Annotated in this window: 27 protein-coding genes; 12 read left to right on the plus strand and 15 right to left on the minus strand. The window is 54.6% G+C overall.

The window, feature by feature from the left end:
• The first annotated feature begins 7 nt into the window (after positions 1-7).
• From DA718_RS00640 to DA718_RS00655, 4 genes are all read left to right on the plus strand, one after another.
• On the plus strand, positions 8-967 hold the full coding sequence (locus DA718_RS00640; protein ID WP_112216048.1) for an aminoimidazole riboside kinase: 960 nt from the start codon (positions 8-10) through the stop codon (positions 965-967).
• A gap of 9 nt (positions 968-976) precedes the next feature.
• Positions 977-2,017 (plus strand): ADP-ribosylglycohydrolase family protein, encoded by a 1,041-nt coding sequence (locus DA718_RS00645; RefSeq protein ID WP_112216047.1) that lies wholly within the window; start codon positions 977-979, stop codon positions 2,015-2,017.
• Between the two features lie 62 nt (positions 2,018-2,079).
• Entirely contained in the window at positions 2,080-2,802 is a 723-nt protein-coding gene (locus DA718_RS00650) for a GntR family transcriptional regulator (RefSeq protein ID WP_112216046.1), read from the plus strand.
• A 98-nt stretch (positions 2,803-2,900) separates the two neighbouring features.
• Positions 2,901-4,205, plus strand: coding sequence for an SLC13 family permease (locus tag DA718_RS00655; protein ID WP_112216045.1), 1,305 nt, complete (start codon positions 2,901-2,903; stop codon positions 4,203-4,205).
• 105 nt (positions 4,206-4,310) lie between these two features.
• Here the strand turns inward: DA718_RS00655 and tpiA are convergent, their stop codons facing one another.
• Entirely contained in the window at positions 4,311-5,078 is a 768-nt protein-coding gene (tpiA, locus tag DA718_RS00660; RefSeq protein WP_112216044.1) for a triose-phosphate isomerase, read from the minus strand.
• 108 nt (positions 5,079-5,186) lie between these two features.
• Complete coding sequence (locus DA718_RS00665; protein WP_112216043.1) at positions 5,187-5,786, minus strand: DUF1454 family protein; 600 nt, start codon at positions 5,784-5,786, stop codon at positions 5,187-5,189.
• Positions 5,787-5,898: 112 nt separating this feature from the next.
• Between DA718_RS00665 and DA718_RS00670 the strand changes: the two genes are divergently transcribed.
• Positions 5,899-6,327, plus strand: coding sequence for a DUF805 domain-containing protein (locus DA718_RS00670; protein ID WP_004126694.1), 429 nt, complete (start codon positions 5,899-5,901; stop codon positions 6,325-6,327).
• On the opposite strand, the gene fpr is transcribed toward DA718_RS00670, so the two are convergent.
• The 7 genes from fpr to gmk all read right to left on the minus strand — a co-directional run bounded on the left by fpr (position 6,328) and on the right by gmk (position 14,317).
• Entirely contained in the window at positions 6,328-7,074 is a 747-nt protein-coding gene (fpr, locus tag DA718_RS00675) for a ferredoxin--NADP(+) reductase (protein ID WP_112216041.1), read from the minus strand.
• A gap of 95 nt (positions 7,075-7,169) precedes the next feature.
• Complete coding sequence (gene glpX / locus DA718_RS00680) at positions 7,170-8,180, minus strand: class II fructose-bisphosphatase (protein WP_112216040.1); 1,011 nt, start codon at positions 8,178-8,180, stop codon at positions 7,170-7,172.
• Positions 8,181-8,233: 53 nt separating this feature from the next.
• Positions 8,234-10,315 (minus strand): ATP-dependent DNA helicase RecG, encoded by a 2,082-nt coding sequence (gene recG, locus DA718_RS00685; protein ID WP_112216038.1) that lies wholly within the window; start codon positions 10,313-10,315, stop codon positions 8,234-8,236.
• A gap of 5 nt (positions 10,316-10,320) precedes the next feature.
• On the minus strand, positions 10,321-11,010 hold the full coding sequence (trmH, locus tag DA718_RS00690) for a tRNA (guanosine(18)-2'-O)-methyltransferase TrmH (RefSeq protein WP_112216037.1): 690 nt from the start codon (positions 11,008-11,010) through the stop codon (positions 10,321-10,323).
• 214 nt (positions 11,011-11,224) lie between these two features.
• Complete coding sequence (gene spoT / locus DA718_RS00695; RefSeq protein ID WP_112216036.1) at positions 11,225-13,345, minus strand: bifunctional GTP diphosphokinase/guanosine-3',5'-bis pyrophosphate 3'-pyrophosphohydrolase; 2,121 nt, start codon at positions 13,343-13,345, stop codon at positions 11,225-11,227.
• A gap of 18 nt (positions 13,346-13,363) precedes the next feature.
• On the minus strand, positions 13,364-13,639 hold the full coding sequence (rpoZ, locus tag DA718_RS00700) for a DNA-directed RNA polymerase subunit omega (RefSeq protein WP_004106927.1): 276 nt from the start codon (positions 13,637-13,639) through the stop codon (positions 13,364-13,366).
• 54 nt (positions 13,640-13,693) lie between these two features.
• The gene (gene gmk / locus DA718_RS00705; protein ID WP_112216035.1) at positions 13,694-14,317 is read right to left on the minus strand and encodes a guanylate kinase; all 624 of its coding nucleotides are present in this window, start codon (positions 14,315-14,317) and stop codon (positions 13,694-13,696) included.
• Between the two features lie 257 nt (positions 14,318-14,574).
• On the opposite strand from gmk, the gene ligB reads away from it, so the two are divergent.
• Complete coding sequence (gene ligB, locus DA718_RS00715) at positions 14,575-16,251, plus strand: NAD-dependent DNA ligase LigB (RefSeq protein ID WP_112216033.1); 1,677 nt, start codon at positions 14,575-14,577, stop codon at positions 16,249-16,251.
• Positions 16,252-16,256: 5 nt separating this feature from the next.
• On the opposite strand, the gene DA718_RS00720 is transcribed toward ligB, so the two are convergent.
• Positions 16,257-16,874: a trimeric intracellular cation channel family protein gene (locus DA718_RS00720; RefSeq protein ID WP_110276954.1), complete on the minus strand. Its 618-nt coding sequence runs from the start codon at positions 16,872-16,874 to the stop codon at positions 16,257-16,259.
• Positions 16,875-17,148: 274 nt separating this feature from the next.
• Here DA718_RS00720 and DA718_RS00725 point away from each other — a divergent pair, with 274 nt between their 5' ends.
• Complete coding sequence (locus DA718_RS00725) at positions 17,149-18,408, plus strand: chloride channel protein (protein WP_112216032.1); 1,260 nt, start codon at positions 17,149-17,151, stop codon at positions 18,406-18,408.
• 60 nt (positions 18,409-18,468) lie between these two features.
• Here DA718_RS00725 and DA718_RS00730 read toward each other — a convergent pair whose 3' ends face one another.
• Positions 18,469-19,332, minus strand: a complete 864-nt coding sequence (locus tag DA718_RS00730; protein ID WP_110276956.1) for a YicC/YloC family endoribonuclease — start codon at positions 19,330-19,332, stop codon at positions 18,469-18,471.
• Positions 19,333-19,457: 125 nt separating this feature from the next.
• Between DA718_RS00730 and rph the strand changes: the two genes are divergently transcribed.
• On the plus strand, positions 19,458-20,174 hold the full coding sequence (gene rph / locus DA718_RS00735) for a ribonuclease PH (protein WP_110276957.1): 717 nt from the start codon (positions 19,458-19,460) through the stop codon (positions 20,172-20,174).
• 65 nt (positions 20,175-20,239) lie between these two features.
• Entirely contained in the window at positions 20,240-20,881 is a 642-nt protein-coding gene (gene pyrE / locus DA718_RS00740; RefSeq protein ID WP_110276958.1) for an orotate phosphoribosyltransferase, read from the plus strand.
• Between the two features lie 37 nt (positions 20,882-20,918).
• Here pyrE and DA718_RS00745 read toward each other — a convergent pair whose 3' ends face one another.
• From DA718_RS00745 to coaBC, 4 genes are all read right to left on the minus strand, one after another.
• Positions 20,919-21,935 (minus strand): SMP-30/gluconolactonase/LRE family protein, encoded by a 1,017-nt coding sequence (locus DA718_RS00745; RefSeq protein ID WP_112216030.1) that lies wholly within the window; start codon positions 21,933-21,935, stop codon positions 20,919-20,921.
• Between the two features lie 155 nt (positions 21,936-22,090).
• On the minus strand, positions 22,091-22,687 hold the full coding sequence (gene slmA, locus DA718_RS00750; protein ID WP_110276960.1) for a nucleoid occlusion factor SlmA: 597 nt from the start codon (positions 22,685-22,687) through the stop codon (positions 22,091-22,093).
• Between the two features lie 175 nt (positions 22,688-22,862).
• Positions 22,863-23,321, minus strand: coding sequence for a dUTP diphosphatase (gene dut, locus DA718_RS00755; protein WP_167492712.1), 459 nt, complete (start codon positions 23,319-23,321; stop codon positions 22,863-22,865).
• Positions 23,299-24,513, minus strand: coding sequence for a bifunctional phosphopantothenoylcysteine decarboxylase/phosphopantothenate--cysteine ligase CoaBC (gene coaBC / locus DA718_RS00760; RefSeq protein WP_167492713.1), 1,215 nt, complete (start codon positions 24,511-24,513; stop codon positions 23,299-23,301). The genes dut and coaBC overlap by 23 nt, the downstream gene beginning before the upstream one ends.
• A 172-nt stretch (positions 24,514-24,685) precedes the next feature.
• Between coaBC and radC the strand changes: the two genes are divergently transcribed.
• The 3 genes from radC (at position 24,686) to rpmG (ending at position 26,118) form a co-directional block, all read left to right on the plus strand.
• Entirely contained in the window at positions 24,686-25,351 is a 666-nt protein-coding gene (radC, locus tag DA718_RS00765) for a RadC family protein (protein ID WP_112216029.1), read from the plus strand.
• 342 nt (positions 25,352-25,693) lie between these two features.
• A complete protein-coding gene (rpmB, locus tag DA718_RS00775; RefSeq protein WP_002436699.1) occupies positions 25,694-25,930 on the plus strand; it encodes a 50S ribosomal protein L28 in 237 nt (78 codons plus the stop codon).
• Between the two features lie 20 nt (positions 25,931-25,950).
• Positions 25,951-26,118, plus strand: a complete 168-nt coding sequence (gene rpmG / locus DA718_RS00780; RefSeq protein WP_003024094.1) for a 50S ribosomal protein L33 — start codon at positions 25,951-25,953, stop codon at positions 26,116-26,118.
• Positions 26,119-26,278: the final 160 nt, after the last annotated feature.

A 26,278-nucleotide genomic window follows, 5' to 3' on the forward strand; every position in this document is an offset into this window, starting at 1 on the left:
GGCGTAAATGAAGGCCATGAATAAGGTTTGGGTTATCGGCGATGCCTCCGTTGATCTGGTGCCGGAAAAACAGAATAGCTACCTGAAATGCCCCGGCGGCGCATCGGCGAACGTGGGAGTGTGCGTTGCCAGGCTGGGCGGAGAGTGCGGTTTTATCGGTTGTCTTGGTGACGATGACGCCGGCCGTTTCCTGCGTCAGGTTTTTCAGGATAACGGCGTGGATGTCTCTTTTCTACGCATGGATACGGCCCTGACCAGCGCGGTGCTAATCGTCAACCTGACGGCTGACGGGGAACGCAGTTTTACCTATCTGGTGCATCCAGGTGCCGATACCTACGTCTCGCCGCAGGATCTGCCGCCGTTCAGGGAGCATGAATGGTTTTACTTCAGCTCGATTGGCTTAACCGACAGACCCGCTCGCGAGGCGTGCCTTGAGGGAGCGAGAAGAATGCGTGAAGCGGGTGGTTACGTACTGTTTGACGTCAATCTGCGCAGCAAAATGTGGCGGGATACCGATGAAATCCCTGAACTGATCGCCCAGTCCGCTGCGCTGGCTTCTATCTGCAAAGTCTCGGCAGATGAGTTGTGTCAACTGAGTGGTGCCAGCCACTGGCAGGATGCGCGTTATTACCTGCGCGATCTGGGCTGCGACACCACCATCATCTCATTAGGCGCTGATGGCGCGCTGTTGATTAACCCTGAAGGTGAGTTTTGTTTTCCGGCACCTCACGTTGAGGTCATCGACACCACCGGCGCGGGTGATGCTTTTGTTGGCGGCCTGCTGTTCACCCTTGCCCGCGCAAATTGCTGGGATCATGCCCTGCTGGCGGAAGCCATCAGCAATGCCAACGCCTGCGGCGCAATGGCGGTGACGGCAAAAGGGGCAATGACCGCTCTGCCGTTTCCCGACCAGCTAAATACTTTTCTTTCCAGCCATTCGCTGGCACAAGCCATGACCGTGAAATAAGGAGTCATCATGCACGTTGATCAAAACAAAATACTGGGATGCCTGGTTGGCGCCGCCGCCGCGGACGCGATGGGAGCGGCGACGGAAGTACGTACCCAGCAGCAAATAAAAGACTATTTTGGCGGCTGGGTGACGACCTTTCAAAAACCGCCAGCCGATACTTTTGGCCGCTGCAATGAAGCGGGCATGTGCACGGATGATTTTATTCAGGCTAAGTACATTATGGACGCGCTGCTGCGCCATCAGCGTGAGGTCAGCGACGAAGCGATGCGCGAGGCCTTCCAGCAGTGGCTGGATTATCCTTACTACGCCAACTTTACGGGGCCCACGACGCGCGCGGCGATGAAAGCGATCTTTAACGACAATCGCGCCTCTTTGCAGGGAGAGCTGGAAGGCGAAAAACAGTCGGTACAGATCATTAATAAAGGTAACGCGGAAGCAACCAACGGCGCGGCCATGAAGATTTGGCCAGCGGCGGTGCTGCATCCTGGTAATATCGACGCGGCAATTCAATGTGCGTTGCAGATTTGTCGATTTACCCATAACAACGTGCTGGCGATGTCAGGCGCCGCGGCGATGGCGGCGGCAACCAGCGAGGCTTTAAGAGCGCAGACCGACGCAGACAGTATCATTGCTGCCGGTATCTACGGTGCGCAAAGAGGCTATCTTCTGGCGCAGGAGCAAGGGGCGATGATGGTCGCCGGGCCTTCCGTCGCCCGGCGCATTGAGCTGGCCGTGGATATCGGTAAACGTCATCGCCATTGGGAAACCGCGATAGTGGACATTGCTGATATTATTGGCTCCGGGCTGCACGTGAGTGAAGCGGTGCCCGCGGCCTTTGGCCTGTTCGCGTGTTGTCCGAATTCTGCGGTAGATGCTATTATCTCCGGCGTTAATATCGGCAATGATACTGATACCGTCGCCACCATGGTTGGGGCGATTTCCGGCGCATTCCATGGCGTGGAGGCTTTTCCCGCCGATTATTTAACGACCTTGGATCGTATGAATCATTTCGATTTGGCAGAACTGGCCAGGCAAATCGCAGGGTAGCGAATTCACCCTGCCGGGGACGGTAAAACGTCCCCTGCTGGCGAAGACGTGAGGTGCGCAGTTTGCAGGTTGATAAAACGAGCTTTACTCCGCTTTATAAGCAACTATTTTTTATCATCTGTCAGCAGATCCAGAACGGGTCTTTGCCTTTGGGCAGCCAGTTGCCGACGCAAAAAGAGATTGCCAGGACCTATAACGTCTCGCTGATTGTGGTGAAACAGGCCTGGAGCGAGCTGATTAATGCGGGGATTATTTCGTCGCAGCGCGGGAGCGGTTCGGTAGTCTGCTCCATGCCGGAAGGTGTGAGCTACGGCCATACGTTTCGCGGTATTACCAGCGATCTACAAGACGCCAGCGTGGCGATTGAAAACCGTATTCTGGAGATCGCGCCGCGCCGGGCGCGCGATGCTCAGGCTGATGGTTTAAGCCTGCCTGCACATCATCACTATCTCTATATTTCGCGTATTCGTTGCCTGAATAACCGTCCATTTAACCATGAGAAAATTTATCTCGATCTCAGCTTCTTCCCGGACCTGGAACTCACGGCGCAGGCGCTGGAGCATACGTCGCTCTATTCTTTATTAAACGTCACAAGCGACTCGGCGATAGAAAAAGTTGAGGCGATTTTACCTTCCGCCGACCTGTGTGAAAAATTGCAAATTGCCGCGAATAAACCGCTGTTATCCGTCGCCAGACAGACATTTCAGGCTGGACACGATAGCCCGTTTGAATATTGCCGTTATTATGTGCTGTCTGAATACTTTGGCGAAATTCATTATCACTGATCTATCTGCTCCAATCCTGCGATAACCCCACTATATCTGGCATTTACCTGTCTTACCGTCCATCGTATTCTTGCTGAAAAAATCGACAGGAGACAGGTATGTCGCTCTGGTTGTCCCATCCTCTGTTCCTTCCTTCTATCATCGTTGGCATCACCATTCTGCTCTGGGCGACTTCGCTGCTGCCGGAGTTTATGACCGCGTTGCTGTTTTTTGCCGCCGCGATGATCGCCAAAATCGCGCCGCCGGAGGTTATCTTCGGTGGTTTTGCCTCATCAGCCTTCTGGTTGGTGTTCAGCGGTTTTGTGCTGGGGATCGCTATTCGCAAAACCGGGCTGGCGGACAGGGCGGCCCGCTCGCTCTCGTCACGGCTGACTGATTCCTGGCCGCTGATGGTCGGCAGCGTGGTGCTGCTCAGCTATGCCCTGGCCTTTGTTATGCCTTCAAATATGGGGCGCATTGCGCTGCTGATGCCGATTGTGGCGGCCATGGCGAAACGCGCGGGGATTGAGGATGGTTCGCGCGGTTGGTATGGGCTGGCGCTGGCGGTGGGATTCGGTACTTTCCAACTGTCGGCCACCATTTTGCCAGCTAATGTCCCGAATCTGGTGATGAGCGGCGCGGCGGAAGGTTCATACGGCATCCATCTGAATTATGTACCCTATTTACTTCTACATACGCCGGTGCTCGGTTGGTTAAAAGGGGCGGTACTGATTGCGCTGATATGCTGGCTGTTTCCCGGTAAACCGCATCCGCCGCGCGACATGACGCCGCTGCCGCCGATGAGCCATGATGAGAAGCGCCTTGCATGGCTGTTAGCGGTGGTACTGACTCTGTGGGTGACGGAGAGCTGGCACGGCGTGGGGCCAGCCTGGACGGGCCTGGCGGCGGCGGTGATAACGCTTCTGCCGCGCGTTGGTTTTATCAACGGCGAAGAGTTTTCCAGCGGCGTGAATATCCGTACCTGTATTTACGTCGCCGGGATCCTTGGGCTGGCGATCACTGTCACTCAGACGGGTATCGGTAGCGTGATGGGAAATGCGCTGCTGCATATTATGCCGCTGGATAAAGAGAGTCCGTTTACCAGCTTCCTCGCATTGACCGGTATTACCAGCGCGCTGAACTTTATTATGACTGCTAACGGCGTTCCGGCGCTGTATACCACCTTCGCGCAGAGCTTCTCCGATGCTACTGGTTTTCCGCTGTTGAGCGTGATTATGATTCAGGTGCTGGGATATTCCACGCCGCTGCTGCCGTATCAGGCGTCACCGATTGTAGTGGCGATGGGGCTGGGGAAAGTACCTGCTCGAGCGGGGATGCTGCTGTGTATTGCGCTGGCGGCGGTGAGCTATTTAATTCTGCTACCGCTGGATTATTTGTGGTATCAAGCGTTGGGAAAACTGTAGCGGGATAAGAAAACCCGGAGGCGGCGCTTAACGCGCCTTGTCCGGGCTACCAGACGATTAACCCCGGTTGCGAAGCGCCGCCGGGGAGGTGCCTGTTAAAGGCTATTACGCGTTTTTAGCCGCTTCTGCTGCTTTAACGATCACTGCGAAAGCGTCTGCTTTCAGAGATGCACCGCCAACCAGCGCGCCGTCGATGTCCGGCTGGGTGAACAGCTCAGCTGCGTTGCCTGCGTTAACGGAACCGCCGTACTGGATGATCACTTGTTCAGCAACTTTCGCATCAGCTTTAGCGATGTGGTCACGGATGAATTTGTGAACCGCCTGAGCCTGAGCTGGAGTCGCAGATTTGCCGGTACCGATCGCCCATACTGGTTCGTAAGCGATAACTACGCCTTCGAATGCGGCTGCGCCCTGAGTTTTCAGAACGGCGTCAATTTGACGTGCGCAAACTTCTTCAGTTTTGCCCGCTTCGTTTTCTGCTTCGGTTTCACCGATGCACAGAACCGGGATCAGACCCTGTTCTTTCAGTACTGCGAATTTCTTAGCGATCAGCTCGTCGGACTCTTTGTGGTAGGTACGACGCTCGGAGTGGCCGATGATGATGTACTGAGCGCCGATGTCTTTCAGCATTTCAGCGCTTGTTTCACCGGTGAATGCGCCGGACAGGTTCAGGTCAACGTTCTGCGCGCCCAGGTGGATGTGGCTGCCCGCAGCGGCTTGTTTAGCCAGGTCGATATACATTTCAGGCGGAGCAATGGCAACTGCACAACCGGTCACGCCAGCCAGTTCGGTACGCAGGTTTGCGACCAGTTCGTTTACCATGTGGCGGCTGCCGTTCAGTTTCCAGTTACCCATCACTAAAGGATGTCGCATTTTTATTCTCCACGCGTCAAAGCGAATTAAGGAATATAGCCGCCCCCGGGGGCAGCATGGTCTGTGAAACAGTATAGAGATTCATCACTGGAAAGGCTTTGCTTTTTGTCATTTATTGTTGCCTTCCAGCGTTTCAGATAGCGCCAGCTTAATCGGTTCAACAGCGAAGGTCAGCCCTTTTTCGCCGTTGTCCGCGACCACATAGCGCACCGCGCCTTCGGTTTCCGTGAAGTAACGTTTACCTTTCCCGGCTGTCAGCAGTTTTTGCAGCTTCTGCTGGCTCTGCGCTGCGCTAAGCGTCGGTACGAAAGCGCGTATAACGGCGCTCATATACTCCTGCGCTTTGGCTTTTGCCGCTTTTTGCTGCGGCCCCTGAATCGGTAGCCAGGTAATCTGCATCGATTTAATTTTGAGCGTTCCGCGCTCAAGTGCAGTAGAAGCGTAAAGATTCTCGTTGATTTTGCTGGCTGCGCGAGTCAGGTTTACCCGATCGCGGTTGGAGGAGATTGCACGGAATTCATTAAGCGGTAGCTTTGGGTTATCGGTATTAAATTTTTCCCGAAACTCGCTGATCGAGATGTCAAAGACCGGCGCACCGGAGAGAACATAGGGAGCCGTAGCGGCGGAATCAGATTCGGCGGACAGCACCTTTTGGCCGACAGATAGCGCTGTCAGCCCAATCAAACACAAGGTTGCCCACTTCTTCATGCCCGTCCTTCCTTTTTTTGCCTGCTGACGATTAAAACGGGAACCGCCACGCTTGTCAAAAAGTCACGCCTTCAGGGTAAACTACGCAGGTGATGATGATAAGGAATAAAATATGACCCTACAGCAGTGGCTGTTCTCAATTAAAGGGCGCATCGGGCGTCGTGATTTCTGGATTTGGATTGCCATCTGGATTATGACCATGAGCGCGCTGTTCACGCTGGCTGGCAGTAATCTTCTCAATTTGCAGACTGCGGCTTTTATCCTGGTATGCCTGCTGTGGCCTACGGCGGCGGTCACGATTAAACGTTTACACGATCGTGGTAAATCAGGCCTGTGGGCGCTATTGATGATTCTGGCGTGGATGCTGCTGGCGGGAAACTGGTCGATGCTGCCTGGCGTCTGGCAGTGGGGCGTCGGGCGGTTTATACCGACACTGATTATCGTCATGATGCTTATCGACCTGGGCGCGTTTGTCGGCACCCAGGGCGCAAATAAGTTTGGTAAAGAGACCCTGGACGTACGCTGGAAAGCTGAGTCCTGATTACCAGTAGTGCTCGGCGGTCATATGGCCCGGTCGGCGGCGCAGATGTTTGCTCATCTGCCGGGTTTCTTTGAGCAACTGCTGGGTATCGCGCACCATCTGTGGGTTGCCGCATAGCATGACGTGGCTGCTTTCAGCGCTCATCGGTAGACCAACGGCCTCTTCCAGCGCGCCGGTTTCGATCAGGAACGGAATACGACCTGTCAGCATACCCGGTACGCTTTCCCGACTGACGACCGACTGGATGCGCAGCTTGCCCGCATAGCGTTGTTCCAGCGCCTGCATCTGCGGCAGATAACTGAGATCGGCGGCATAACGTGCGGCGTGGACCAGCACCAGGTTTTTGAAGCGATCCAGGTCTTTCCCTTCTTCCAGAATCGACAGGTACGGGCCAATTGCCGTGCCGGTGGCCAACATCCACAGCGTATCGCAATCAGGCACCTCTTCCAGCACGAAGAAACCGGCGGCCTCGCTGACAACCTGAACTTCATCTCCCGGCTTCAGTGCGGCCAGGCGTGGGCTGAGTTTGCCCTCTGGAACCGTCACCAGATAGAACTCAAGGTCGGGATCGCTGGGGGCGTTTACGTAGGAATAGGCCCGTTGCACGCGTTCACCGTCAATATCGAGGCCCAGTTTGGCAAACTGCCCGGCGGTGAACGGATCAACCGGTGCGTGAACAGTGAGGCTAAACAGTGCATCAGTCCAGTTTTGTACTTTTACCACTTTTCCTGTAACCCAGTTTGCCATCGCGTCTCTCCCCTCAATCTCATTAGTTTATCTTCACCGCGACGAGAGAAGATTTCCAGCCCAAAAAGGCTGGAAAGCTCTATTGATCAAATGTTTTACAGGATGTGCAGCTGGATATCCGGGTCTTTACGATCGAGATAATGAATCGACTGAATGCGGCGGATGGTGCGGGATTTTCCGCGGATCAGCAGCGTTTCGGTGGTCGCCATATTGCCTTTACGGGTGATACCGTCCAGCAGGTCGCCTTTGGTGATCCCGGTCGCGGAGAAAACAACGTTGTCGCTGCGCGCCATATCGTCCAGACGCAGTACTTTGCCCGCTTCGATACCCATCGCCTGGCAGCGTTCCAGCTCGTTTTCACCGATGCGGCGGTTCTCTTCGCTGTCGCCCTTAACGTGATGACGTGCCAGTAGGCGGCCGTTCATATCGCCATCCAGCGCGCGAATCACTGCCGCAGAAACAACGCCTTCCGGTGCGCCGCCGATGCCGTACATGACGTCTACTTCGCTGTCCGGCATACAGGTCAGAATGGAGGCCGCGACGTCGCCGTCAGGGATGGCGAACACGCGCACGCCCAGTTTTTGCAGCTCAACAATAACGTCGTCGTGACGAGGCTTAGCTAAAATGGTGACCGTTAATTCATTCAGCGGTTTATTCAGCGCGCGGGCGACGTTATGCAGGTTCTCCGCCAGCGGTAGGTTCAGATCAATAGCGCCTTTCGCGCCCGGACCGACAATCAGCTTTTCCATGTACATATCCGGCGCGTTCAGGAAGCAGCCCTTATCGCCCACCGCCATGACCGCCAGCGCGTTGGCCTGGCCCATGGCCGTCATTCGAGTGCCTTCGATGGGGTCTACGGCGATATCTACCGCATCGCCTTTACCGGTACCAACACGTTCGCCAATGTACAGCATCGGCGCTTCATCGATTTCACCTTCGCCAATGACAATGGTGCCGTCAATGTTGATCAGGTTGAGCATAATGCGCATGGCGTTGACGGCGGCGCCGTCGGCGGTGTTTTTATCACCACGGCCTAACCACTTATAGCCTGCCAGGGCGGCAGCTTCGGTGACGCGCGAAAATTCGATGGCCAGTTCTCGTTTCATAATCCACTCATCTGAATAAAAATTATGCGCAGCGTGGCGAGATGACGTTCGCGCTACGCGTTGGAATAGCGTTCGGTTTCCGGCATCCAGCGCTCGATAAGCGCAATGGCCTGCTGCGGGTAACGTTCATGAATATGGCGCGCGATGCGCTGAACTTCCGGAATCATGGCTTGGTCGCGCAGTAAATCCGCCACTTTGAATTCAGCGTTGCCGGTCTGGCGGGTGCCGAGCAGCTCGCCGGGACCGCGTATTTCGAGGTCTTTCTGGGCAATAACGAAGCCGTCGTTGCTGTCGCGCAGTACCTGTAATCGTTTCTGAGCGGTTTTCGAGAGTGGCGATTTATAGAGCAGTACGCAATGGGAGGCTACTGCGCCGCGCCCGACGCGCCCCCTGAGCTGGTGTAGCTGCGCCAGCCCCAAACGTTCCGGGTTTTCAATGATCATCAGGCTGGAATTGGGCACGTCCACCCCGACTTCGATAACCGTGGTGGCGACCAGAAGATGTAGCTCACCTTGCTTAAATGCGCTCATCACTGCCTGTTTATCGGCGGATTTCATGCGCCCGTGCACCAGGCCGATATTCAGCTCCGGCAGCGCGAGCTTCAGTTCTTCCCAGGTAGCTTCCGCGGCCTGGGCTTCCAGCAGGTCTGACTCTTCAATCAACGTACAGACCCAGTAGGCCTGACGGCCTTCGTGGGTACAAGCGTTACGCACGCGGTCGATAATATCGCTGCGGCGGGTATCGGGGATGGCCACCGTAGTGACCGGCGTACGACCCGGCGGCAGTTCATCGATAACTGAGGTGTCGAGATCGGCATAAGCGGTCATCGCCAGGGTGCGAGGAATGGGGGTGGCGGTCATAATCAGCTGGTGCGGGTGAAAACCCTGCTGCTGGCCTTTCTCCCACAGCGCCAGGCGTTGGTGAACGCCGAAACGGTGTTGTTCGTCGATAATCACCAGCGCGAGGCCGTTAAACTGTACCTGCTCCTGAAAGATAGCGTGGGTACCGACAATCATCTGCACCTGTCCGCTGGCGATAGCTTCCTGCTGTGCCAGACGCGCTTTACCTTTTTGTTTCCCGGCCAGCCAGCCAACCTCAATGCCCAGCGGTTCGAACCAGCTGCGGAAGTTATTGGCGTGCTGTTCAGCCAGCAGCTCGGTGGGTGCCATCAGTGCGACCTGCTTACCGTGGGCGATGGCGCGCAGGGCGGCAAGCGCGGCGACCAGCGTTTTACCGGAACCTACATCCCCCTGCACCAGGCGCATCATTGGCACGTCCAGAGCCATATCGCGCTCGATTTCTGCCGTCACGCGCGCCTGCGCGCCGGTAGGCGTAAAGGGCAGTGATGCCAGTAGTTTGTCTTTTAGCGTGTTGTTCGCGCTGAGTGCGAGAGCGTGATAACGCTGGGCTCCCGCTCGCAGCGCCAGCATGCTGAGATTATGCGCCAGCAGCTCTTCCAGAATTAAGCGCTGCTGCGCCGGGTGCTTGCCGCTTTCCAGCTCACTAAGCTGCAGTGAGGGTGGCGGGCGATGCAGCGTGTGCAGTGCCTCCGGCAGGCTCATCATCCCCTGCGCCAGCTCAGGTGGCAGCAGTTCGGTGATGGCGCAGGTCTCAAGCAGTTCGAGCGCCTGATCGGTCAGCTTGCGCAGCGTAGCCTGCTTGATGCCTTCAGTGGTGGGATAAACCGGGGTCAGCGTTTCCTGTAAATCAGGCGTGCTCATATCGCCCTGCACGCGGTATTCCGGATGGATCATCTCCGCGCCGTATTTACCACGTTTCGCCTCGCCGTAAGCCAGCACGCGACGCCCGGTTGTCAGGCTATTTTTCATTGCCGCGCTGAAGTTGAAAAAGCGCATGGTGAGGATGCCGGAGCCGTCGCTAATCTGGCAGGTCATCATCCGACGTCCGCCGAAAGTGATGTTGCAGTTGAGGACTTCGCCTTCAACGGTTGCGTACACGCCGGGTAACAGTTCGCCTATTTGGTACAGGTGGGTACGGTCTTCGTAACGCAGCGGAAGATGCAGGAGGAGATCCTGCACCGTATGCAGACCGATTTTCGATAGTCGGCTGCTCTGCGCCGCACCAACGCCGGTTAGGGTATTGAGGGGAATGGCATCTAACAGGCGACCTTGCATATATTTTATCCTGCGGCCTGCATCGTGGACCACCATGTGGTATCGGCTTCGACTTCACCCTGCTCGTTGACGTGGGGATAAGGCAGCCCTTTGCGTTTCGCGACCCGCGCCAGCACCGGATAGCCGCCTTCAAACAGCAGCCGCTGCTGGTCTTCTTCCGGCAGCATGCTGTTTTCACGCAGGTACATACCGGCATTTTGCCGCTGGCGCTGAGCTTCATAGAGAATCAGCGCTGAGGCGACAGAGACATTCAACGATTGCACCATGCCAATCATGGGAATGATGATGTCCTGATCCGCCAGGTCTAATGCTTCCTGAGTAATACCGGTTTTTTCCTGACCCATCAGAATACAGGTGGGGCGGGTGTAGTCGATTTCACGAAAATCAACGGCTTTACTGGAGAGATGCGTTGCCAGGATTTGCATTCCTTGGTCTTTCAAATGGGTAACTGCATCGCCAATGGTGCTGTGCGTTTTAACCTGTACCCAGCTGTTGCTACCAGCCGCCGCAGAGGCCATGGTACGCATGCGGCTGCCGGGCCAGATGGCGTGCACTTCATGCACGCCAACGGCATCTGCGGTACGAATGACCGCAGAGACGTTATGAGGCTTGTGGACCTGCTCCATGCAGACCGTCAGATCAGGCTGACGCCTGGCGAGCATCTCGCAAATACGCGCATAACGCTGTGGATTCATTACACTTCATCCTTCAAATTATCTCTCTAGTCGCTGCGGATTACTCGGCCCATCCCTGGGCCGCTGCAAACAGCGTTCAAATCTACTCCCGGCAGATTTGTCATTCGCTTGCCGCATTATTCGGCTTGCAGCCTCACCCCTTAGGGGCCAGCGCAAGCGCTGTTCAAAACGCTAAAGCGTTTTGTGATGCAATACGAATGATTTTGTGTCAGAGCTAATTTCGGTTACGGGTGACTTTTATCACATCCGGCATGACGCGAATTTTGCGCATGATATTCGCCAGATGCACACGGTCGCGCGCGGTGAGGCGAATAAAGGCGCTGTAAACGCGGCCATCTTTTTCTTCCGTATTCAGGCTTTGAATATTGGAGGACGCGGTGTTGATCGCGGCCGTCAGGTTAGCCAGCGCACCCTGGTGGTTAAACATATCCACCTTGATTTCGGTGATAAACTCCTGCGCCGTCTCTTTATCCCACTCGACCGCCATAAATTTCTCCGGCTCTTTTTGATAACCGCGAATGTTACGACAGGATTCATGGTGGATAACCAAACCTTTACCAGGGCTGACGTGCGCAATGATGGGGTCGCCGGGAATCGGACGACAGCACTTGGCGAACGTAATCAGCACGCCATCTGCGCCTTTAATTGGCAGATGATTATGACCGATAGGTGTTGGCTGTATAGGCACGGCGGTGGTTTCACCCTGCTGCAGGTTTTTGGCTACCACGACGCTCATCGCGTTGCCGAGGCCGATTTCGGCCAGCAGATCGTCAAGCGTCGCCAGCTTCATGCGCTCAAGTTCACGCTGAATGTTCTCTGGCGGAATTTCGGCCAGCTTACGGCTGCCGCCGAGGGCGTGGTTGAGCAGGCGGCGTCCGAGACTTACGGAGTCGTCACGCTTGAGATTCTTCAGTAACTGGCGAATTTTGGCGCGCGCTTTCGAGCTGACAACAAAGTTCAGCCACGCGGCGTTTGGTCGTGCGCCCGGCGCGGTAATAATTTCCACCGTCTGGCCACTGGAGAGCGACTGCGACAGCGGATACGGCTGGCGGTCGACGCGTGCGCCGACGCAGGCATGGCCGATATCGGTATGCACCGCGTAGGCGAAATCCACCGGCGTCGCGCCAGCGGGTAGCTCGACGATGCGTCCTTCCGGGGTGAAAACGTAAATCTCATCCGGGAACAGATCGGATTTCACGCTCTCAATGAATTCAAATGAACTACCAGCGCTCTGCTGGAGCTCCAGCAGGCTCTGCATCCAGCGCTGGGCGCGGATTTGCGCCGTGGTACTGCTCTCGCCGCCGTGCTCTTTATAAGCCCAGTGCGCCGCAACCCCCATCTCCGCCATCTGGTCCATGTCTTCGGTACGAATTTGTACCTCAACCGGGACGCCGTGCGGGCCGATCATCGAGGTGTGCAAAGATTGATAGCCGTTCGCCTTCGGAATGGCAATGTAGTCTTTGACGCGACCCGGGCGCGGCTTATAAAGGCTGTGCATCTGGCCAAGCACGCGGTAGCAGGTATCAGAATCATGAACAATCACGCGAAAGGCGTAGATATCCATAATCGAGTGAAAACGCTGCTCTTTAAGCACCATTTTGCAGTAGATAGAGTACAAATGCTTTTCGCGACCGCTAACGCGACAGGGGATCCCTGCTTCCTGCAAACGCCCTTCGATTTCGGAGAGGATCTTTTGAATCATCTCTTTACGGTTGCCGCGCGCCGCTTTTACGACCTCTTTAATGACGCGATAGCGGTTAGGATACAACGCTTCAAAGCCCAGCTCTTCGAGCTCGGTTTTGATGTGATGAATACCTAAACGGTGCGCCAGAGGACTGTAGATTTCCAGCGTTTCGCGGGCGATGCGGCGGCGTTTGTCCGGGCGCAATGAGCCCAGTGTGCGCATGTTATGGGTACGGTCAGCAAGCTTGATGAGGATGACGCGGATATCCTGCACCATCGCCATAATCATTTTGCGAAAGTTTTCGGCCTGAGCCTCTTTCTTATCGCGAAACTTAAGTTTATCAAGCTTTGACACCCCCTCTACCAGCTCAGCAACGCTTTTACCAAAAAGCTGTTCCATGTCCTGGTAGGTGGCAGGGGTATCTTCTATCACGTCGTGCAGTAGGGCGGCCATCAGCGTTTCGTGGTCGAGTTTCATCTCGGCCAGGATACAGGCTACCGCTACCGGGTGCGTGATGTAGGGTTCACCGCTTGAACGTGTTTGGCCCTCGTGAGCGTCACGTGCAACGAGATAAGCCTGCCGAAGACGTTTAATTTGCTCTTCGGGCAGGTAGTTTTGAATCAACTGATTCAGGCTTTCAAACAGATACAAGGGCGACCCGCTGTGTGATTAACGACGACCTTCAGCAATAGCGGTAACGGCTTGTAATTCAGCGGCTTCCTGCTCTTGCTGTTCCTGGCGCTCACGAACGTCGAGGATCTTGTTGTTGATCAGACCTTCTTCGATTTCGCGCAGTGCGATAACGGTAGTTTTATCGTTTTCTTCCGGTACCAGCGGATCCTTTCCGCCTACCTGCATCTGACGAGCGCGACGCGCGGCGACCAGTACCAGGTCAAAACGGTTACCAATTTTCTCTACAGCGTCCTGAACAGTTACGCGTGCCATACTTAAAATGCTCCACAGGTGAAGAAATGACTGGGCATGATACTGAATGTGGGTTCAGTCTGCCAACAGTTTGGTGATTAAAGCGCCATGTCGCTGCTTTTGGCGGCTCATGCGCAGACGTTCGGCGCGAATAATGATTTTCAAATCGCTTAAGGCGGTATCAAAATCATCATTCACAATAAGGTAATCATATTCCGCGTAATGGCTCATTTCTGCAACTGCCTGCGCCATACGTTTCGCGATAACCTCTTCGCTGTCCTGACCGCGGCCACGCAGGCGACGATCAAGCTCATCTTTTGACGGCGGCAGAATAAAAATGCTGCGCGCGCCGGGCATTCTGTTGCGGATTTGCTGCGCGCCCTGCCAGTCGATATCGAGGAAGACGTCGACGCCGGTCGCCAGTACCTGCTCGATAGTTTCGCGCGAGGTGCCGTAATAGTTGCCAAAGACTTCTGCATGTTCAAGAAAAGCGTCTCTGCCAATCATCGTTCTGAATTCATCGTGATCCACAAAGAAATAGTGTTCACCGTGCACTTCACCCGGGCGCGGAGCGCGTGTGGTATGCGAAACAGAAACCTGAGAGTCGTACAACGGTTGGGTTTTTAATAAAGCCTGAATCAGGCTGGATTTACCCGCGCCGCTAGGGGCGGAAACAATATAAAGCGTGCCTTGAGCCATGAGTGTCTTTTGTATGTTGTGGTCGAAATAAAGCTTACATACGAGCCTATTATACACGCCGCCGCCGCGTGACGCAGTCTCTGTCACACTTTTTGCGCTGTTTCTTTCATTTTGCTTGCTGTTTCCCTGATTTCTCTGAGCGTTGCAGAAATAACGTAGAAAACCTGGATGCCTGCTCGCAGGGTTAAAAATCCCTTATCGCTGACGGAAATAAACCTGCGGCACAATGCGCTGCGAGAAAACAGGAGGGCATCGCCATGCATAAGGGAATTTGGGGGCTGGTGTTATGGATGTTGGTGGGATACGGGCAGGCAGCCTGCCCAACGTGGTCACAGACCAGGGCTGAACAGGAAATTAAACGTCTCAGTCAGCAGATGAACGAGTGGAAAAACGCTTACTGGCATCAAGGTAAGAGCGTAGTCAGCGATGAGGTCTACGACCAGCTTGCGGCGCGACTGTCCTACTGGCAACGCTGTTTTGTCAGTGACCCCCCCGCTCACGATGAACTTCCGCCATTAAAGGGCAATGCCCGGCATCCGGTTGCTCACACTGGCGTGCGTAAACTGGCGGATGAAGCCAGCGTTGCCCGCTGGATGCGTGGCAAAACCGACCTCTGGGTGCAGCCAAAAGTGGATGGCGTAGCGGTTACGCTGGTCTATCGGCAAGGGCGTTTGACGCAGGCAATCAGTCGGGGAAACGGATTGGCGGGAGAGGACTGGACGGCCAGGGTATTACAGATCCCTTCCATACCTAAGGTGGTTGGTACTGAACTTGCTAACAGCGTGTTACAGGGCGAGCTGTTCCTGCATAACGCGGGGCATGTGCAAAAGCAGATGGGTGGTATGAACGCGCGGGCAAAAGTCGCGGGCATGATGATGAGACAGGACGTTGCGGCCGAGCTTGATAAGCTGGGCGTGTTTATCTGGGCATGGCCTGATGGCCCGGCAGATATGAATCAGCGCCAGGCGTTGTTGCGCCAGAGCGGCTTTCTTCATAGCGCACTTTTTTCGCATTCTGTTGCTAATGCGCAGCAGGTTGGGCAGTGGCGTCAACGTTGGTTCACTTCACCACTGCCTTTTGCTACTGATGGCGTTGTGGTGCGCCAGGGGCAAGAGTCAGCCGGGCGTTTCTGGGTGCCGGGGCAGGCTGATTGGGTGATTGCGTGGAAATATCCGCCCGCGTCACGGGTTATGGAGGTTCGCGGTATCAGCTTTAGCATCGGGCGCAGCGGTAAAATCGCCGTGGTAGCGCAGCTCACGCCGCAGCACCTGGATGATAAGCGCGTGCAGCGGGTGAGCGTCGGCTCGGTATCCCGTTGGCAAAATCTTGATATCGGCATTGGCGATCAGCTGCAAATCAGCCTCGCCGGGCAGGGTATACCGCGCATCGATTCGGTGGTCTGGCGTACCGCTCAGCGTAATAAACCCCAGCCCCCTCCATCTCGTTTCAATGCATTAAGCTGTTTTTTCGCCACCCCTGAGTGCGCAGAGCAGTTTCTCTCACGACTAGTCTGGCTCTCATCCCGATCGATCCTTGATATTGACGGCGCTGGAGAGACATTGTGGCGCACTGTACACGATGCCCGACGCATGGATAATCTCTTTTCATGGCTGGCGTTTACACCAGAGCAACTGCAAACAATTCCGGGAATATCTGCACTGCGCGGGCAGCAGTTGTGGCACCAGTTTAATCTGGCGCGTGAGCAGCCCTTTTTGCGCTGGATACAGGCTATGGGGATACCCATCCCAAAAACAGCGTTTTCAGAGATGGCGAAGGACGACTGGCAGCAGTTACAGGATCGAAACGAAGAACAGTGGCGACGTTTACCTGGAATTGGGGCAGAAAGGGCGCGGCAGCTAGTGGCTTTTTTACATAACCCGGATGTTGCCGCGCTGGCGAAGTGGCTCAGCGGGCAACGAATTGCAGGGTTCTGAAAGAATTAATGTGCGCTATGGTTGTAATGAAAGACCGGGAGGCCCAGCTTCCAGCGCAGTGCCAGCATGCGGGCGGTAAAGCCGAACAGCAGGGTGGAAATAACCACTACATCGTGGCTGCTAACGTAGTGCTGCAGGGCAATATAAAGAACGGCGGCGGCGAACGAGACCCCAGCGTACAGCTCTTTCTGAAACACTAGCGGGATGCGCTTGCAGAACATATCGCGCAGTACACCGCCGAAGACGCCGGTTATCACTGCGGCAATGGAGGCGATCACCGGGCCTTCGCCCATATCCAGCGCGATCTGAGCGCCGATGATTGAGAACACTACCAGGCCCAGGGCATCCAGTACCAAAAACAGGCGGCGCAGATGCGGCATGACCGGTGCGGCGATGGTAGTCAGGACCGCGGCGACGGCGACAATAATGACGTATTCAGGATGTTGCACCCAGCCCAGCGGGTAGTGGCCAAGCAGAATGTCGCGCACCGAACCGCCGCCCAGGGCCGTCGCGGTTGCGATGATAATAACGCCGAACGTATCCATACGGCGGCGCCCTGCAGCCAGTGCGCCGGTCATCGCTTCCGCCGTAATACCAATTAAATAAAGAATATGAAGCAGCATAGTTCCCCCACAATGATGGCGAAAGGTTAGCGATTTGTGCGGAAGATCACGATTGAGATTTTCTAAAGTGAATGAGTTTGGCCAGGAAAAAGTAATGCATATGTTGTTTTTATTGCCTTTTAAATAGGGTTTGTTGGTTATTTTTAAAATTATATAGATTAGAAAAAATAATGATTAAGGCGTTATTCTGTATCTATATTGGATACGCTATGAATACCTAATATTTAACTCTCGACCTTTATGCTTTTATTTTCCTTATTCAAGGCCTGAGAAAATGACCACAGTCGCTGACAATAAAAATTATCTGACCCGCCTGATTGCCGTTGTTTTAACGGGAGTGCTGGCCGGTCTATCAGGTATGGTTCTGGCGATGATTTTACATGCGATTCAACACCTGGCTTTTGGCTATAGCCTTGAACGGATCGTCGGATCGGAGTCATTTTTACAGGGGGTAACGGCTTCGCCCTGGCCTCGTCGTATCACGGCAATAGTGGCAGGTGGTGCGATAGCAGGATTCGGCTGGTGGCTGCTTGCGCGCTATGGTCAGAAGCGGATTTCTATCGCGGCGGCTGTGGCTAAACCTTCTGTGCCAATGCCTACCGGGACGACGACTCTCCATGCACTGTTGCAGATAGTCACCGTTGCGCTGGGATCTCCCCTGGGACGCGAGGTTGCTCCGCGGGAAATGGGGGCGCTGGGGGCCGGTATAGTGGCGCGTAAAATGGGGCTTTATGAGGATGAAACCCGAACGCTGATTGCCTGTGGTGCCGGAGCGGGCCTGGCGGCAGTGTATAACGTTCCTCTGGCGGGCGCGTTGTTTAGCCTTGAAGTGATGCTGCTGTCGTTTAGCTGGGAAAAAACGCTGGCGGCTATCATCACGTCGGCTATTGCTGCATGGACGGCAACATTGGGGCTGGGTGATGAATCGCAATACCATTTTACTTCCGGCGTGCTTCCGCATTCATTTCTCTGGTGGGCGATTATCGCGGGGCCCATTCTTGGTACCGGGGCCTGGCTTTTTCGCAAAGCAACCAGCACTGCTCGCTCGCACGTTCGAACGAACTGGCAGATGCCGGTTTTCTGCCTGCTGGCATTTTCCCTGCTTGCCGTTCTGAGCCTCCATTTCCCCCAGCTTCCGGGAAATGGCAAAGGGCCTATGCAGCTGACTCTCAGCGATGAGTTGGGTTTCCCTGGGGCGGCGATACTGTTGGTGTTAAAAATGGTCGTCATCCTGGCGGTGCTGCGCGGAGGCGCGGAGGGCGGGCTACTGACGCCGGGGCTGGCGGTAGGCGGTCTGAGCAGCCTGCTGCTATGCATGCTCTGGCAGCAGATATTTCCCGGAGGGGATTACAACAGTTTTGCTCTTGTCGGCGCAGCGGCATTTCTTGCCGCATCTATGCAGATGCCGCTAACGGCGGTAGTACTGGTGATGGAGTTTACCCATATGGGTCACAGCTATCTGGCTCCCATGCTGCTGTGCGCGGCGGGGGCATTTTTAACCTGTCGGGTGTTGGATAAAAAGTATTTCTTCTGAGATGTGCTGAAAATAAAAAAGGGCCGGAGTGTTGGCCCTTAATGTTGGTAGAACCCGATGTTACTCGATGTTCTGGATCTGCTCGCGCATTTGCTCAATCAGTACTTTCAACTCGATTGCAGATTTCGTCACTTCAGCATTAATGGATTTAGACGCCAGCGTGTTTGATTCGCGGTTAAACTCCTGCATCATAAAGTCGAGACGGCGGCCGACTGCTTCTTTCTTCTTCAGGATGTTCCACGTCTCTTTGACGTGTGCTTCCAGGCGATCCAGCTCTTCGGCGACGTCAATGCGCTGCGCCATGAGCACCAGCTCCTGCTCCAGACGGTTGTTTTCCAGCTGCACTTCCGCGTCTTCCAGCTTAGAGACCAGACGCTCACGCTGCCATTGCAAGATTTCCGGCATATGGGCGCGCACTTTGGTCACTTCGGCGGTCACGCCATCAAGCCGCTGTTCGATAAGCGCCTTCAGTGCCTGACCTTCGGTTTCGCGAGCGACGATAAAGTCATCCAGCGCGCCATTCAGCGCGTTCAGAATTTCAGCGGCAATGGCGTCCAGATCCTGCTCATGAGCAGACATAACGCCAGGCCAGCGCAGGATGTCGACCGGGTTGATTTCGCCTTCGTCGCTCTGCATTTTTACCCAGTTGGCGGCGTTAACTAGCTGCTTTGCCAGTTTTTCGTTGAGAATCAACTCGCCCTGGGCGCTCGGATCCTGCTCAAAACGCAGGGTACATTCGACTTTACCGCGGGTCAGACGGGAGCGAATACGCTCGCGTACAACAGGCTCCAGGCTACGAAACTGCTCCGGCAGACGGAAATAGGTTTCCAGATATCGTTGGTTTACCGAGCGCAGTTCCCACGCGGCGCTACCCCATTCACCCTTGATTTCACGCCGGGCGTAGGCGGTCATACTGCGGATCATAGACGTTCCTGTTTTTAAAGGAGAGTGGTGGGGATTATAGCTTTCGAGGCCTTATCAGGATAGGAATAAGCACGCATTATCCGTATAATGCGCAGCCACATTCGTTTCAAGCCGGAGAGAACCTCATGCGTCCAGCAGATCGTAGCGCTAACCAAGTGCGCCCAGTAAGCTTTACCCGTAATTATACGAAACACGCAGAAGGCTCCGTGCTGGTCGAATTCGGTGACACCAAAGTATTGTGTACCGCTTCTATCGATGAAGGTGTTCCGCGCTTTCTGAAAGGCCAGGGTCAGGGTTGGATCACCGCAGAATATGGCATGCTGCCACGTGCGACCCATACCCGTAACGCGCGTGAAGCTGCGAAAGGTAAGCAGGGCGGGCGTACAATGGAAATCCAGCGCCTGATCGCGCGTGCGCTGCGTGCTGCGGTTGACCTGAAAGCGCTGGGTGAATTCACTATTACGCTGGACTGCGACGTGCTGCAGGCCGACGGTGGAACCCGCACCGCCTCTATCACCGGAGCCTGCGTTGCGCTGGCCGATGCGCTGAACAAATTGGTTGCAGCCGGTAAGCTGAAAACCAACCCGATGAAAGGCATGGTGGCGGCAGTCTCCGTCGGTATCGTCAAAGGCGAAGCGCTTTGCGATCTGGAATATGTCGAAGATTCCGCGGCGGAAACCGATATGAACGTAGTGATGACTGAAGACGGTCGTATCATTGAGGTGCAGGGCACGGCGGAAGGCGAACCGTTCACCCACGAAGAGCTTCTCACCCTCCTGGCGTTGGCCCGAGGGGGTATCGAATCCATTGTGACGGCGCAGAAAGCGGCGTTAGAAAACTAGTTTTTAAGGCGACTGAGAAGTCGCCTTTTTTATATCTGTAGAAAAGTATGATGAGGAGCGAATCCATGAAGCCGTATCAGCGCCAGTTTATTGAGTTTGCGCTTAGCAAGCAGGTCCTTAAGTTTGGCGAATTTACGCTGAAATCCGGGCGTAAGAGCCCCTATTTCTTCAACGCCGGCCTGTTTAATACCGGGCGCGATCTGGCATTGTTAGGCCGTTTTTACGCCGAAGCGCTGGTGGATTCCGGGATTGATTTTGATCTGTTGTTTGGCCCTGCGTACAAAGGTATTCCAATCGCCACCACCACGGCGGTCGCGCTGGCGGAACACCATGACCGCGATCTGCCTTACTGCTTTAACCGTAAAGAGGCGAAGACTCACGGCGAAGGCGGCAACCTGGTGGGAAGCGCTCTACAGGGCCGCGTGATGCTGGTGGATGACGTCATCACCGCAGGTACTGCGATTCGTGAATCAATGGAAATTATTCAGGCCAACGGCGCGGAGTTAGCCGGTGTACTGATTTCTCTGGATCGCCAGGAGCGCGGACGCGGCGAAATCTCAGCGATTCAGGAAGTCGAGCGTGATTACGGCTGCAAAGTGATTTCTATTGTGACCCTGAAAGATCTGATCAGCTATCTGGAAGAGAAGCCGGAAATGGCTGAACATCTGGCGTCGGTTCGCGCCTATCGCGAAGCGTACGGGGTATAAGAATCGACCCGGCAGGTCAATACCTGCCGGGTAGGTTTCAAACCAGTTTTGCCCCTTGTGCATTGACGTAGAGCGAGTAAATCGAGGTGCTGGAGGCCATAAACAGGCGATTGCGCTGCTCGCCGCCGAAGCACAGGTTAGCGCAGCGTTCCGGCAACTGAACGATGCCGATGTTTTTCCCTTGAGGATTAAAGACGCGCACGCCATCAAGCTCCTCGCTGCCCGTCCCCCAACCGCACCACAGATTACCGTCCATATCGCAGGCGATACCGTCGGCGGTGCCGTTACCGCAGTCAATATGTACTCTTTTATTTTTCAACTCGTTATCAATCACGTCCCACGCGAGTATTAACCGATTTGGCGTCGCGCGGCTCTCCACGACGTACAGCGTTTTCTCATCGGCGGAGAAACAGAGTCCGTTTGGCCCTTTCACATCGCCCAGCATGACGCTCAGCTTACGGCTTTCCGGATCCAGCCGATAAACGTTCTGCGGCAGTTGCGGCGTGGCTTTATGTCCTTCGTAGAACCCGCTGATGCCGAAAGGCGGATCGGTAAACCAGATACTGCCGTCTGACTTCACGACGATATCGTTTGGTGAGTTCAGCGGCTTGCCGTCAAAACTATCCGCCAGTACGGTAATGGTGCCATCGTATTCGGTGCGGGTAATGCGTCGGGTATCATGTTCGCAGCTAATCAGTCGCCCCTGCCGGTCGCGGGCATGGCCGTTAGCGTAGTTTGCCGGATGACGGAACACGCTAGTTTCACCAGTAGCTTCATCCCAGCGCATGATGGCGTTGTTGGGGATATCGCTCCAGAGCAACATGCGCGTATCGCCAAACCACACAGGCCCTTCCGCCCAGCGAAAACCGGTTGCAATCTGCTCGACTTTTGCGCTGGCAAGCATATAGCGGCGAAAGCTATCATCCACTGCCACAATACGTGGATCGGGATAACGTGCAGATGGTGCCCAGGCCGCGAAACTTTTTTGGCTTACCAGTAATGATGCGGTTGCCAGACCTCCCAGTTTGAGCAATTCCCGCCGTGATGTCGCCATCAGCCTTCTCCTTATCCGATAAAAAGAAACGATTTACGGATGTTAGGAGAGAGTGCAGATTGAAAACATCTGGCAATTCAACGAATTGTCCTGGGCTTTATGACAGAAAAATCAAAAAGGAGATGCAGCCATTGTGGCTGCATATAAGGTGCGGATTACTGAAGTTGGGCGGCGACCAGCGGCCAGCGAGCGTCAAAATCATCGGTCGGACGATATTTAAACTCACTGCGCACAAAGCGCGACAGCATCCCTTCACAGAATGCCAGCAGCTGTCCAGCCAGCAGGGCTTCATCGACGGTGTAGCCTTCGCCCTCGCGCATTTTCTTTTCACGCAACACCTGGCGCAGCTGTACTTCAATGCGCTCAAACAGTTGATTGATTCGATCCTGTAATCTGTCCTGTTCAAACATCAGCGCATGGCCGGTCAGAATTCTCGTCAGCCCAGGATTACGCTCGCCAAACCCAAGAATCAACAGTACGATCAGGCGCAGGCGCGCTGAAGTATCTTTTTCATCTTTTAAAATCAAATTGATGCGCGTAATCAGGCTGTCCTCGATAAACTCGATCAGGCTGTCAAACATGCGGGTTTTGCTGGGAAAATGTCGGTACAGAGCCGCTTCGGATACGCCAACGGACGCCGCCAGTTTCGCTGTGGTAATGCGCTGACTCCCATCGCTGGATTCAAGCATCAACGCCAGAGACTGAAGTATTTCTTCGCGACGATTCCTTTTCGCAGTTTGTTTTTCTGCCATGTTTTAAAATACCCCTGAAAAAAGCACTTGCCAGGCAGGCATCCGCAAAGCGACCGCAAGCTGCTGCCTGCGGCGATGTTATTGCATTATTACGCTTTGGAATGCAGGTTACACTTTATCCTTCGGGCTGCCCTGCTGTTGGCGGCATCCCGAGTGATTGGGTGTATCGCTGGGCTTATTTACGCCCGGAGTGACCGAAGCCACCTTCGCCACGATCGGTGGCGTCAAAATCTTCCACCAGGTTAAATTCCGCCTGCACGACAGGCACAAACACCATTTGAGCGATACGCTCGCCGGGTTCAATAGTGAAGCTCTGCTGGCCACGGTTCCAGACGGAAACCATCAGCTGGCCCTGGTAGTCAGAATCAATCAGGCCCACCAGGTTGCCCAAAACAACGCCATGCTTATGACCCAGCCCGGAGCGCGGCAGAATCACCGCTGCCAGAGACGAGTCGGCAATGTGAATCGCCAGGCCAGTTGGCACAAGCGTGGTAGCGCCAGGCGCCAGTTCTACGGCGTCATCGAGACAGGCTCGCAGGTCAAGTCCGGCGGAGCCGGAGGTGGCATAAGTTGGTAGCGGAAACTGCTGACCAACACGCGGGTCCAGAATCTTAACGTCGATTTTTTTCATCATAACGGGTCACGATCTCGTCGAGTAATAATTGGCCCAGAAGTTCCTTGCGCTCAAGTGGTAAGCGCTTATCTCCCTCTTGCCAGAAAAGGTGTAATGCATTGCTATCGCTGTTAAATCCCTGATTTTGCTGTGAAACATCATTAGCGCAAATCAGATCGAGATTTTTACGGGCGCGTTTCTGCCGTGCGTATTCTTCCACATTATTCGTTTCGGCGGCAAATCCAACGACGTAGGGGCGGTCGGCCTTAAGCGCCGCGACCCCAGCGACAATATCCGGATTTTTAACCATTTTCAGGGTTAATTCATCACCTTGTTTTTTGATTTTTTCTTCGGCGATGGCGACCGCACGGTAGTCAGCAACTGCCGCACAGCCAATAAAAATATGCTGCTGAGAAGCGCTATTTTGCACGGCGGCTTCCATTTCCAGCGCTGTGGTGACATCAATCCTCTGCACAAACGGCGGCGTTGGCAGAGAAACCGGGCCGCTAACCAGCGTCACGTTCGCCCCGCGACGCGCGGCAGCGGCGGCAATCGCGAAGCCCATCTTACCAGAGCTGTGGTTGGTGATATAACGCACTGGATCCAACGGCTCGCGGGTTGGGCCCGCGGTAATCATGATGTTGAGATGTTGCAAATCTTTGACAGGAGAGAAATGCTGCGCGGCCATATCAACAATAGTCAGCGGGTCCAGCATTCTCCCTGGGCCGATATCGCCGCAGGCCTGGCTGCCGCTATCCGGGCCCCAAACCAGCAGACCGCGTGAGGAGATAACGTCAAGATTATGCTGGGTAGCGGCGGCGCGATACATCTGCTGATTCATTGCGGGCACGACGGCGACTGGCGACGGCGTGGCGAGGCAAATTGTGGAAACGAGGTCGTTAGCCATTCCTGCCGCAATACGTGCAATTAAATCGGCGGTAGCGGGGGCGAGAATCACCAGGTCTGCCCATTTTCCCAGCTCAATATGGCCCATTGCCGCTTCTGCGGCCGGGTCAAGCAAGCTGTCGGAGACCGGATAACCGGATACCGCCTGTAGACTCAGTGGCGTAATGAAGGCTTTGGCGGCTTCCGTCATGGCGACGCGGACATCCGCTCCACGGTCACGCAGGCGGCGCACCAGTTCCGGCGTTTTATAGGCAGCAATACCGCCGCTCACGCCAAGAACGATCTTTTTACCAGCCAGACTTATCATGATTTTTTCCTGTTGCGGTACACCAGAATTCGCGCATCTTATCACAATCCGATCGTCATCGTGTGTCTGGCAGAGATCCACTTTGCGAGCCGCTACGCACGGATAAAATTTGCCGATCAGCAGCGCTGGAAGGCTGTGCCAGGATAGCGTACACAGGAAAGGAGAAGCCGCCATGGATATACAGGAACCCCTGATGCCGAGGGAAAAAATGCAGTGCTACGGTATCGAAGCTTTGTCGGATATTGAGCTGCTGGCGCTGTTTTTACGCACCGGCACGCGCACGCAGGATGTCATCACGTTTTCCCAGGATTTGCTGCAGCGCTTTGGCTCGCTATACGGTCTGCTATCGGCGGAAAAAGAGCAGTTTGATGGGGTTGAGGGGATTGGCCCGGCGACATATGCGCAATTGAAGGGGATTGCTGAGCTGGCGCGGCGCTATTTTTGTATGCGGATAACTGAAGAACCCTCTCTGGTTACGCCATCGATGACGCGGGAATTTCTGCAAAGCCAGCTGGCTGACGAAGAACGTGAGATCTTTATGGTGATCTTTTTAGATAATCAGAACCGGGTATTGAAACATAGCCGACTTTTTTCTGGTACTCTTAGCCACGTTGAGGTGCATCCGCGAGAAATCGTACGCGAAGCCATCAAAGTGAACGCCGCCGCGGTGATCCTGGCTCATAATCATCCATCCGGTAGCCCTGAGCCGAGTAAGGCCGACAGGTTGATTACCGAAAGAGTGATAAAATGTTGCCGATTCATGGATATACGCGTGCTTGATCACCTTGTTATCGGCCGTGGAGCGTACGTATCTTTTGCTGAGCGCGGCTGGATTTAGCCCCGATCATGCGATCCATCGGGATCTTTGTCTGTTCGGGACTTGAGCACATCGCCGAGTCAGCGTATACTACGCCACCTTTGAGAATCTCGGGTTTGGCATTTGGGCCTGGCAATCGAGAGTTCGCGTGTACACGAAATCATTCAAGTTGTATTGAGGCGGCAAGGGAGTGAATCCCCTGAGCTTACATAGGTAAGTGACTGGGGTGAGCGAGCGCAGCCAACAAAGAGACAGCTTGAAGGATAAAGTGTATAGAACTATGCGATGACCGGGCTGTGAAGCCTGACGAGGCGCCAATACCCCATACGAAGCTCGAGCTAATTTGATTTTTGGAGAATAGACATGTCCCGAGTCTGCCAAGTTACTGGCAAGCGTCCGGTGACCGGTAACAACCGTTCCCACGCACTGAACGCGACTAAACGCCGTTTCCTGCCTAACCTGCACTCTCACCGTTTCTGGGTTGAGAGCGAGAAGCGTTTTGTCACCCTGCGTGTATCTGCTAAAGGTATGCGTGTTATTGATAAGAAAGGCATTGATACAGTTCTGTCCGAACTGCGTGCCCGTGGCGAAAAGTACTAAGTACTTAGAGGAATTAAATCATGGCTAAAGGTATTCGTGAGAAAATCAAGCTGGTTTCTTCTGCTGGTACTGGTCACTTCTATACCACTACGAAGAACAAACGTACTAAACCGGAAAAACTGGAACTGAAAAAATTCGATCCAGTTGTCCGTCAGCACGTTTTATACAAAGAAGCTAAAATCAAATAATTTTAGCCTCCTTGTAAAGAAGAACCCCGCCCTGGCGGGGTTTTTTGTTTCCGTTTTATATTATTTCCCCTCTTCGAAATTTATCACTCAACTTTTCTTCTCGTCGTTAATCATTAACCATATGAATGAAATGGTTTTTCTTGTCTTGCCGGGACGGGAT

This window comes from Klebsiella huaxiensis, from assembly GCF_003261575.2.
Taxonomy (GTDB): domain Bacteria; phylum Pseudomonadota; class Gammaproteobacteria; order Enterobacterales; family Enterobacteriaceae; genus Klebsiella; species Klebsiella huaxiensis.

Bases quoted from the DNA above. Each gene is read 5' to 3' on its own strand.
- DA718_RS00640 (WP_112216048.1), top strand. From the start codon at position 8: ATGAAGGCCATGAATAAGGTTTGGGTTATCGGCGATGCCTCCGTTGAT.
- DA718_RS00645 (WP_112216047.1), top strand. From the start codon at position 977: ATGCACGTTGATCAAAACAAAATACTGGGATGCCTGGTTGGCGCCGCC.
- DA718_RS00655 (WP_112216045.1), top strand. From the start codon at position 2,901: ATGTCGCTCTGGTTGTCCCATCCTCTGTTCCTTCCTTCTATCATCGTT.
- tpiA (WP_112216044.1), bottom strand. From the start codon at position 5,078: ATGCGACATCCTTTAGTGATGGGTAACTGGAAACTGAACGGCAGCCGC.
- DA718_RS00665 (WP_112216043.1), bottom strand. From the start codon at position 5,786: ATGAAGAAGTGGGCAACCTTGTGTTTGATTGGGCTGACAGCGCTATCT.
- DA718_RS00670 (WP_004126694.1), top strand. From the start codon at position 5,899: ATGACCCTACAGCAGTGGCTGTTCTCAATTAAAGGGCGCATCGGGCGT.
- fpr (WP_112216041.1), bottom strand. From the start codon at position 7,074: ATGGCAAACTGGGTTACAGGAAAAGTGGTAAAAGTACAAAACTGGACT.
- glpX (WP_112216040.1), bottom strand. From the start codon at position 8,180: ATGAAACGAGAACTGGCCATCGAATTTTCGCGCGTCACCGAAGCTGCC.
- recG (WP_112216038.1), bottom strand. From the start codon at position 10,315: ATGCAAGGTCGCCTGTTAGATGCCATTCCCCTCAATACCCTAACCGGC.
- trmH (WP_112216037.1), bottom strand. From the start codon at position 11,010: ATGAATCCACAGCGTTATGCGCGTATTTGCGAGATGCTCGCCAGGCGT.
- rpoZ (WP_004106927.1), bottom strand. From the start codon at position 13,639: ATGGCACGCGTAACTGTTCAGGACGCTGTAGAGAAAATTGGTAACCGT.
- gmk (WP_112216035.1), bottom strand. From the start codon at position 14,317: ATGGCTCAAGGCACGCTTTATATTGTTTCCGCCCCTAGCGGCGCGGGT.
- ligB (WP_112216033.1), top strand. From the start codon at position 14,575: ATGCATAAGGGAATTTGGGGGCTGGTGTTATGGATGTTGGTGGGATAC.
- DA718_RS00720 (WP_110276954.1), bottom strand. From the start codon at position 16,874: ATGCTGCTTCATATTCTTTATTTAATTGGTATTACGGCGGAAGCGATG.
- DA718_RS00725 (WP_112216032.1), top strand. From the start codon at position 17,149: ATGACCACAGTCGCTGACAATAAAAATTATCTGACCCGCCTGATTGCC.
- DA718_RS00730 (WP_110276956.1), bottom strand. From the start codon at position 19,332: ATGATCCGCAGTATGACCGCCTACGCCCGGCGTGAAATCAAGGGTGAA.
- rph (WP_110276957.1), top strand. From the start codon at position 19,458: ATGCGTCCAGCAGATCGTAGCGCTAACCAAGTGCGCCCAGTAAGCTTT.
- pyrE (WP_110276958.1), top strand. From the start codon at position 20,240: ATGAAGCCGTATCAGCGCCAGTTTATTGAGTTTGCGCTTAGCAAGCAG.
- DA718_RS00745 (WP_112216030.1), bottom strand. From the start codon at position 21,935: ATGGCGACATCACGGCGGGAATTGCTCAAACTGGGAGGTCTGGCAACC.
- slmA (WP_110276960.1), bottom strand. From the start codon at position 22,687: ATGGCAGAAAAACAAACTGCGAAAAGGAATCGTCGCGAAGAAATACTT.
- dut (WP_167492712.1), bottom strand. From the start codon at position 23,321: ATGATGAAAAAAATCGACGTTAAGATTCTGGACCCGCGTGTTGGTCAG.
- coaBC (WP_167492713.1), bottom strand. From the start codon at position 24,513: ATGATAAGTCTGGCTGGTAAAAAGATCGTTCTTGGCGTGAGCGGCGGT.
- radC (WP_112216029.1), top strand. From the start codon at position 24,686: ATGGATATACAGGAACCCCTGATGCCGAGGGAAAAAATGCAGTGCTAC.
- rpmB (WP_002436699.1), top strand. From the start codon at position 25,694: ATGTCCCGAGTCTGCCAAGTTACTGGCAAGCGTCCGGTGACCGGTAAC.
- rpmG (WP_003024094.1), top strand. From the start codon at position 25,951: ATGGCTAAAGGTATTCGTGAGAAAATCAAGCTGGTTTCTTCTGCTGGT.